Raw genomic sequence first — 8495 nt, 5'->3', positions numbered from 1 at the left:
GTAAAATGTCTGCGCATTAACGGGGAATCCAAAAAAAAGAAACCCCAAACGCTAAAAGTTTTATGCCTTGCGGCATTATCCCATCAGGACGAGCACCCAAATCTATCGTAGTTCCACTCACCTGTACCGGTTACCCACATCTTTAATTTTAATAACCAAAGACCTAGGAGAACCGACGGTTCTTAATGTTCTACCCAAACGCGCTCGCCTCAGAAAAGACAAGCACATCTGCTCTTGTACTACTACTGTCTATGTAAATCTTTCAATGAACTCTTTCTTGATTGCTCCCAAAGAACTTCGTTCCCGAAAGCGGATGCAAAGGTACACTCTTTTTCGTTTCTCGCAAAACATTCACAAGAAAAACATTCATTTTAATCCAATATTTAACATTTTGAAACATTTATTGCGTTCAAAAACACCATTACACATTATATATATAATTAAATACTTCGCAAAGATAACAAAATTAGAGTGCAACCAGAGCAACAAATAACACATTGAAGACTTAAACCATATTGCATGGTTAAACAAACCAGCCATGCTAATACCAACACCACAAAGACTAGACTGGCTAAACTAACTAGACAAACCAGCTTGGCTAGACAGGCAAGGTTAACCTTACACAATGGGGAAAAGCCAACCCAAAGCACGGCAAATAAAGCTAACCCCACAAAGAAACCCCACAACAAAAGAAAAGAAATGCACCGCAACAACACTACACCTGTCGCACTCATGTAAAGTTTTCAGCACAAAATTTAACATTATGGCTGCCATTTTACCAACCAAGCGCTCACCCTGCCGCAAAAAATCGATTCTCGCGAAGGTTTGTTTTGATGCAAAAAGGGGTTAGTTTGTGAATACGATAAAATGAATATTTATTTCAAAACACCGCCATTTACACCACATTTGGGGCATTTTGCAGCTAAACACACTGCGTTTTGGTGCTAAACGCAGTGCGTTTTGGTGCAAAATGCAGTGCGTTTTGGTGCTAAATGCAAGGCGAAATGGTGCAAAACGCAGGGTAAAATGCCGCTAAACGCAAGGCAAAAAGCATAAACATCCACTACAATCGCATAAACAAAACCTTTTAGAGCGATGAAAAATATGGCGTAAAAGGGCAAAATAGGGGTTTAAAAAACGGGTTTTTAGGGGTAAAATGGGGGCAATTGGACTTGAAAAAACACGAGCATCCAACCAAAATAGAAAGGCAAAATGATGCAAAACGCAAGTTGTTTTCTCAAAAAGAGACAAAACAAAAGACATAAAAAGCTAGAAATGGTGTCCAATTACCCATTTTTCGACCTTTATTCTCGCTAGAACAGAGCAAAATTTAGAGCAACATTGTAAAAACAAAGCAAAGAATTAACTTTTAAAGCAGATGCGTTTGTGGATTGAGGTACACAGCAACTGGTGGCTTTCGAGAGTTTATGCGTTAGCAATCTTCTATGCCTGCGAGTGGTGAGTGTATCAGCTTGTCCTCTTCAAAGTGCGAAACCGAGTTTGCAAGCCCCAAATGCGCAAGTGTGTTTTTTGCACGTTTTTGCGCCAGTAAGGTTTTGTACATACAAGCCGCAAGGGCTGTAAACTTTTAAAACGATGGAAGAAACGCACACCAACACAAAAGCTAGACGTAGCCCATCGGCCGACATCGCCTTGCAAACAGGCGGAAACACCCCCACTTTTCCCCTCCTCTCAGCAGCCTACCTAAAACTAGGTATTTTGCATTTTCGGTAACATTTGTTACTTTTCTTGTTCGTTTGCAGTTCTAACTTTGCGGTAAAAATTAACAAAAAAGATGGACGCACGTTTGAAGCTTGGCTTAGCATTTTGGTTCGCCATGACGAGTTGCATGGCAGCAAGGCCATCTTACGCTCTATCCAATGCCCTGCCAAGTGCCACAGACAACGACAGCACACAAGCCGATAAGGTGCGAAACACACTTCCACACGTGGTAAACCTCAAAGAGGTAAATGTGCTTGCGCCCCGGCAGCTAACGCAACCCACCGTGGCACAAGCCCTAAACGAGCAACGGCTCATTGCCGGAAGCACATCGCTGGTGCAGATGTCGCCCCTACGGCAACGGCTGTCCACGCTAAAAGATGCGTTGGCCATGCAGCCAGGCGTTATCATTCAAGAGTTCTTCGGCCTGAACGACCAACCCCGACTCAACATCCGCGGTTCGGGCATACAAAGCAACCCACAACGCAGGGGCGTGTACCTGCTGCAAGACGGCATACCCGTGAACTTTGCCGACGGCTCTTACATCATTGGCGTGATGGACCCCATGACGGCTCATTTCGTTGAAGTGTTTAAAGGAGCCAATGCCCTAAACTTCGGCGCAAGCACCCTTGGCGGAGCCATCAACTTCGTTTCGCCCACGGCCAACAAGCAACATGGGGCTAACACGCTCGTAAAGGTAGAAGGCGGAAGCTATGGTTACAGGGCTGTGGCTGCAAGCATGGGCTACCGTTGGCAAACAAGCGATGCCCACATAAGCACGTCGTACAGCGCGCAAGACGGGCATCGGCTTTACAACCACAACACCCGATGGAGCATTGCGGCCAACTATGGGTTGCAAAGCCTTAATGGGCAAGTGGAAAATCGCACGTACCTGCACTTCACCTGGCTGAAATTCCAGTTTCCAGGACCGCTCAACATGCAGCAGCTAATGGATAATCCCAAGCAAGTTAACGCTGGCGTAGACCTTCCTTTCAGCATGGGGCCAAACGTGTTGCGCGATAAGCCACGCCGTTTTGCGCGCATGATACGCGTGGCCAACCGCACGGGCATCCGCTTAAACGCCAACAGCGACCTCGTGGCTGCCGTGTATTACCAATATGCCGACGACCAATTTGTGTTTCCCATCACCATTTCCATCCCCCACTCGTATCACCACGACGGCGGACTAACCGTCAGCTACCGCCTCAACACGGGCAAACACCACCTGCGTGCAGGCCTTGTGGCATCGGCAGGACAAATAGATCGCCGCACCTATATCAATAAAGACGGGCTAGAATCGTTTATGTTTGCCCACGACGACCTGCAAGCGCGCAACCTAGCCCTCTTTGCCGAAGACCTGATTAGGCTAACTTCGAAACTCAATTTCGTTGTCGATGCCCACCTAGTGTACAACGAGCGCAACAGCAGCGACCGCTTTCCACAACCCGACCTTCGGCCATGGTACAGCCACATGTCGAAAAAGTACCGCTACTTTCGTTCGCAAAGCACAACGCTCAACCAACACTGGACGGCTTTCAACCCACGCATAGGGTTGATATACAGCCCCTTTAAGGGCGAAGACGTGCAGCTGTTTGGCAACCTAAGCCGAAGTTACGAGCCGCCAACCTTCGACGAACTGGTTGGCACGGAGGTAACAACCAACATCAACACCAGCCCTAAGCGGCTTTACGCCATTGCCTTAGACAAGCAAACGGCCACCACCCTGGAACTGGGAAGCAAGGGACGGACGACACGCTTTTCGTGGAATGTGGCCGCCTACCGTTCGTGGGTACACAACGAAATACTGGAAGTGAAAGACTACGTGCGCGGCATTAAGCGCACCGAGAACTATCCCACAACCTTACATCAGGGGGTGGAAGTGGGGCTAAACGCCGTTGTTGCCGACAATCCGTGGGGCATAAACGCGGGTAAGCTGACCCTTGGCGGAGTGTACGATTTCAGCGACTTCCGTTTCAGCGGCGGCAAATACCAGGGCAAACGCCTGGCGGGCATACCCCAACACTATCTAAACCTGTCGGCCGAATACGAGCATTCGTGCGGTCTTAGCCTTGCGGCACAAGTGGAATGGAAACCAGGCGAAACCCCCATCGACCACACCAACACCATGTTCCAGCCCGCATACCGCGTGTGGAACGTGCGTGCGGCCTACGCACTGGGCAAAAACATCAGCCTGTACGTGGAGATGAAGAACGTGGCCAACAGCCGTTACGCCTCCAGCTACGTTATCAGCGACGAGATACATAACCCGCCCATCCCCTTCCCCAACTTCTCTGCAAAGCAGATGGCGTTCTTCATTCCCGCCCAGCCGCGCTGCATATTTGGGGGCATAACGTGGCAAATGTAGGCCTTGCCGCCTTAATCAACAGAAATGTTTTACACCGTTGAACTTAACAAATAACCATCATGACCGAGAAAAAAATGAACATGGAGCAAGGCCATTGGGTGCTTGCCAAACTTGGAAAAAGGGTGCTTAGACCAGGAGGACGCGAACTTACCGCCCAAATGTTAGAGGCAATGAACATCAACGAAACGGACGACGTGGTGGAGTTTGCACCAGGATTGGGACAAACGGCCCGCCTAACCGTAGCCCATAAGCCACACTCGTATACCGCCGTAGAGCTGAACGAAGAGGCCGCCAGCCGTGTTCGGCACAACGTAAACTATGCCAACATGCGCGTAGTGGCGGCCGATGCCGCACAAACAGGGCTGCCCGATGCCTGCGCAACAAAGGTGTACGGCGAGGCGATGCTCACCATGCAGAGCGCACCGCAGAAAAACGCTATCGTAAGAGAGGCGGCACGACTGCTGAAAGCGGGCGGACTGTACGCCATTCACGAAATCGTAATCTGCCCCGATGATGCGGGCAGCGAGCTACAACGCACCATCGAGAAGGACCTTGCATATAGCATCAAAACCAATGTGCGCCCACTAACGCTCTCGGCATGGCGCGCCGTGCTTGAAGAAAACGGCTTTGAGGTGGTATGGACAAAACAAAGTCCGATGCACCTGCTGGAATGGCGCCGCGTGGTGGCCGACGAAGGATGGGGCGGTTTCCTGCGCATCGTTTGGCGCATGCTTCGCAATGCCCCTGCCCGGAAACGCGTTTTGCACATGCGGAGCATATTTAGGAAGCACGACAAGAACATCCAAGCCATCTCGATGGTGGCGCGAAAACGGGCTTAGCAATGGTTGCACACAACATATCCCAACTGCGCGGGGCGGCCATTGGGCTTGTACTTGCCCTCCTTACAACAACGCTTGTGGGGGCATGCACCGACGACATGCGCTCGCCCGACCTGGAACGAGCCGACCAACTGCTGCCCAACCGCAACGAATATGCCGACTCTAACCTGCACACCCAAGCGCAAGCCAAGCTTGTGGCAGGCCTGTACGACTCGCGGCTCGACCTTATTTACTACGATGCCGACCGCGTAACGCCCCGCCTGTACTTCACCAGCGGCGAAGCCACGGTGCCGCTCTCGGCCAAGGCCAACGGCTCGGTACAGCTACGGGTGGTAGACTTCCACACGTATTTCATGCCCCTATACATGTCGATAGACATGAACTTGCTGCTCACCGACACGCCTAGCGACACCATCCGCCTGGCAGGCAAAGACGGAGCAGTGCACACCAGCGACCACGGAAAGACCATCGGGCTGCCCCTTCCCGAAAGCGACGATGCCGAGATGGAGGGCTTTTACATCAAATCGAAAGGCGAAATATACGCCCTCATCGACCTGATGTTGCCCGTTCCGATGAAAATCAGGTGGCACGGCAAAAAGCAAACAGCCACGCCATAACCGCTTATCGGTGCAAGGATAAAGGCTGCCCCTGCACCGAAATGTTGCGGCCAACATTACGTTCGGCCATCCTGCAGCCTACATTATCAACCCTTCCCCAACAGCAAGTTGGGCTAAAAAACAACCAACAGATGAGAACCATAAGTATTAAAAACCTCGCCGCGTTACTCCTTATGCTCGTTATGGGCATGAGTTTGACCACCGCTTGCAGCGATTCGGACAACAATGACCCCATAGACAGCAGCATCGTTGCCAGCATTGTTGGCCCATACAAGGCCACCATCGCACCCACGCTGGGCAGCAAGAAAATGGCCGAAGGCCCGCACACCATATATATAGAGCGCGTGGAGGGCAACACACAACAAGTGCGCTTGCACTACGAAGGATTCAACGCACCCTTCCTAGACGAAGACGACAAACCCAAAAAAGACCGCATGCCTTTCGACATGACCGTTGATTTCACCCTAAACATAACCCAAGAAAAAGACGGCACGGTTACGCTTACATCTGTAAAGGGCTATTTTAAGGCCTCACCACACAACGGACAAAGCGTAAAGCCAGGACAAGCACCTGGCGGCATCGCCATTCCCGACCCCAAAGGGTTCGAAACAGACAGGGCTACCGCCAAGGGAACATGGAAAGACGGCAAGCTTGAGGTGGACATTGAACCAAACATATTGCCCGTTGTAGTAAAGGTAAAGGCAACCAAATAAGTGATAAGCCAACGGGTTGACGAGTTTACGGGCTTGCAAGCCACCTTGCAAACGCGCAAACATGTCAACCCGTTAACTTGCAAACCCATCAACAGACAAACCGATAAACATACGAACCCACAAACTTATCATTAACATCACAAACAAACAGCAATGCCAAATTCAAACAAAACCGCCACTCGCCCCCTGCGTTGGTTTGCCATAGCATTTACGGGTCTGGCCCTTCTCATTACGGGTTGCACCACATCCGAGCTAGACGAAAACGAGCGCGCACTTGTGGCCAAACAGCAACTGGCCGACAAATTCGACCAGCTTTTCAACCTCGCCTTCGAGTCGCCAGACAAAGCCGAGGAGCAGTTTAACAAATTCGTGCTAAGCGATCTCGTAACCGACGACCACAACCTACTGGCCGACGACGACGTCCGCGCCTTTCAAACACTGGTGCAAATTGCCGTGAGGATTAACAGAGACCTACGCGATGTGCCAACGAAGATGAACAAAGAAACGATTTTCGACAGGTACGTGGCACGCAACCTGCTGCTGATATCAAGCGAAGGCTCGCTATACGAACTGCCCTACCGCCTGCGTAGCGGCGAGAGATACCAAAGATTGAAAGACCTTGTGGCACAGGTAGACAAAGATACACAGAAGTATATAGACCAATTGAGCGGCAAAACGCAAGCTCCACCCAAAGACATCACCGGCATACAATGGACCTGGACATTCAACATAGACGACATACGTAACGACGTTGCCGACCTGAACGAGGGCGTGTACAAGTCGATGAAAGAGTTCACCTTCGACTTCATGTTCAACAACGACAACACCATAACGGCCAAACGTTTCTTCCTGCTGCCGGCTATGGACCAGTACAGCCTGCGCTTCAACGGCGACGGCGACTGGCGCGAGGCCAACATGAGCGAGACGCCCATGCGCTACACGACATACGGAAACAACAAGCTGTTCATCCGCGTGCCGATGAAAAACACCGCCGTTTCATCCGACAGGTATGGCGACGTGAAGCGCGAATGGTATTACGAGTTCACCTATCAGCGCAGCGGAGACAAGCTGATACTGAGCCAGCCCCGCATCGGGTTGTTTGTTCAAATCAAGCAATTCCTAACCTCGTATGCCGACAAAACGTTCGACACAAGCTATCCCGAACCCTTTAAACAAATAACCCTAACGCCTAAGAAATGAGCCGAACGCCACACTTTAAGCTATTGGCCGCCCTGCTCACGATGTTGTTTTCCCTATCGGGATGCATCGGTAGGGAGCTAGACGACAACGACACTTTCCAACAGGCGCAACCCTCTGAGATGGATGCCGACAACGCTTTGCTGCTTTCCAAGATATTCGTGATAGACGAAAGCAACACCTACCTGTGGTTCGACCTGCACAACGAGGTGGCCAATTTCTCACAACCCGAACTGCTCCTGCCCATAGACAACGGTGGAACGGAGGGCACTTTGCGCATTCCTCTGCGCGGTCTGCTTTACGAATACCGCGCCAACGAGCACACGCTAACGTTTAAGCGCGTGCCGCCACGGTTCTTAAACTGGGGCGAAACAACGGTTTCGTTCGTCTTCAACCTCACGCAAACCGATGGCGGCAGCATCTTGTTGCCCGGCGGAAAAACGCAGAAAGGGTCGAAACCCACGTTCGAACTTGCCCTCAAGTCTATCCTCATAGACGGCGTGCAAGCTCCCATAGCGGTGGGAACGCCTTTCAATGCCGACGGGAGAACCATCACGATGAAGCCCTTCACCAAGAAACTAACGCTGATAAACGGATGAAAAGACATTCACATACAACTGCCGATGCCCTCCGTGGACAAACCATCCGCGCCGCGTTGGCGCACTGCAAGCCAGGCGTTTTGCTTGCCTGGGCACTCTTGTTCGTGTGCTTCATGCCCGCAACTGTCAGCGCGCAAGCCGTCGTTAACGATACCACTCGTACCCGAAACATCAAAGAAGTTGTGGTGAAAGCCAATCGCGGAGCGCGCGCCGTGGGCATGATTAAGCAAACGGCGGAGCAACTTAAAGTGGAAATGCCTGCCGACATGACCGACCTTGTGCGCTACATGCCCTCCGTAGGCGTGTCGATATCGGGGTCGCGCGGCGGCATGCGGGGCTTCGCCATGCGCGGTGTAGAGGCCAACAGGGTGGCAATAAGCGTAGACGGAATATTACAACCCGACATCCAAGACAACGTCGTGTTCAGCTCGTACGGCCTTTCCAAC

Annotated in this window: 8 protein-coding genes; all 8 read left to right on the top strand. The window is 51.3% G+C overall.

The features are described 5' to 3' along the window. Positions 1–1596 precede the first annotated feature (1596 nt). Complete coding sequence (locus HMPREF0670_RS16500; RefSeq protein WP_157579653.1) at positions 1597–1734, top strand: hypothetical protein; 138 nt, start codon at positions 1597–1599, stop codon at positions 1732–1734. A 61-nt stretch (positions 1735–1795) separates the two neighbouring features. After that, positions 1796–4084: a TonB-dependent receptor family protein gene (locus HMPREF0670_RS13500; RefSeq protein WP_009231706.1), complete on the top strand. Its 2289-nt coding sequence runs from the start codon at positions 1796–1798 to the stop codon at positions 4082–4084. Positions 4085–4143: 59 nt separating this feature from the next. Beyond that, positions 4144–4923, top strand: coding sequence for a class I SAM-dependent methyltransferase (locus HMPREF0670_RS13495; protein ID WP_009231705.1), 780 nt, complete (start codon positions 4144–4146; stop codon positions 4921–4923). A 2-nt stretch (positions 4924–4925) separates the two neighbouring features. Further along, a complete protein-coding gene (locus tag HMPREF0670_RS13490) occupies positions 4926–5540 on the top strand; it encodes a hypothetical protein (RefSeq protein ID WP_009231704.1) in 615 nt (204 codons plus the stop codon). Between the two features lie 131 nt (positions 5541–5671). Then, on the top strand, positions 5672–6253 hold the full coding sequence (locus HMPREF0670_RS13485) for a hypothetical protein (protein ID WP_044078334.1): 582 nt from the start codon (positions 5672–5674) through the stop codon (positions 6251–6253). A gap of 153 nt (positions 6254–6406) precedes the next feature. Next, positions 6407–7453: a hypothetical protein gene (locus tag HMPREF0670_RS13480; RefSeq protein ID WP_009231702.1), complete on the top strand. Its 1047-nt coding sequence runs from the start codon at positions 6407–6409 to the stop codon at positions 7451–7453. After that, positions 7450–8049, top strand: coding sequence for a hypothetical protein (locus tag HMPREF0670_RS13475; protein WP_009231701.1), 600 nt, complete (start codon positions 7450–7452; stop codon positions 8047–8049). The genes HMPREF0670_RS13480 and HMPREF0670_RS13475 overlap by 4 nt, the downstream gene beginning before the upstream one ends. Further along, positions 8046–8495 (top strand): TonB-dependent receptor plug domain-containing protein (locus HMPREF0670_RS17230; protein WP_009231700.1); only part of this gene is annotated, 450 nt, incomplete at its 3' end. The genes HMPREF0670_RS13475 and HMPREF0670_RS17230, both read left to right, overlap by 4 nt.

The organism is Prevotella sp. oral taxon 317 str. F0108, assembly GCF_000162415.1.
Taxonomy (GTDB): domain Bacteria; phylum Bacteroidota; class Bacteroidia; order Bacteroidales; family Bacteroidaceae; genus Prevotella; species Prevotella conceptionensis.
Note: the sequence above shows the minus strand (reverse complement) of the source record. Positions and strands in the feature narration are given on the sequence as shown.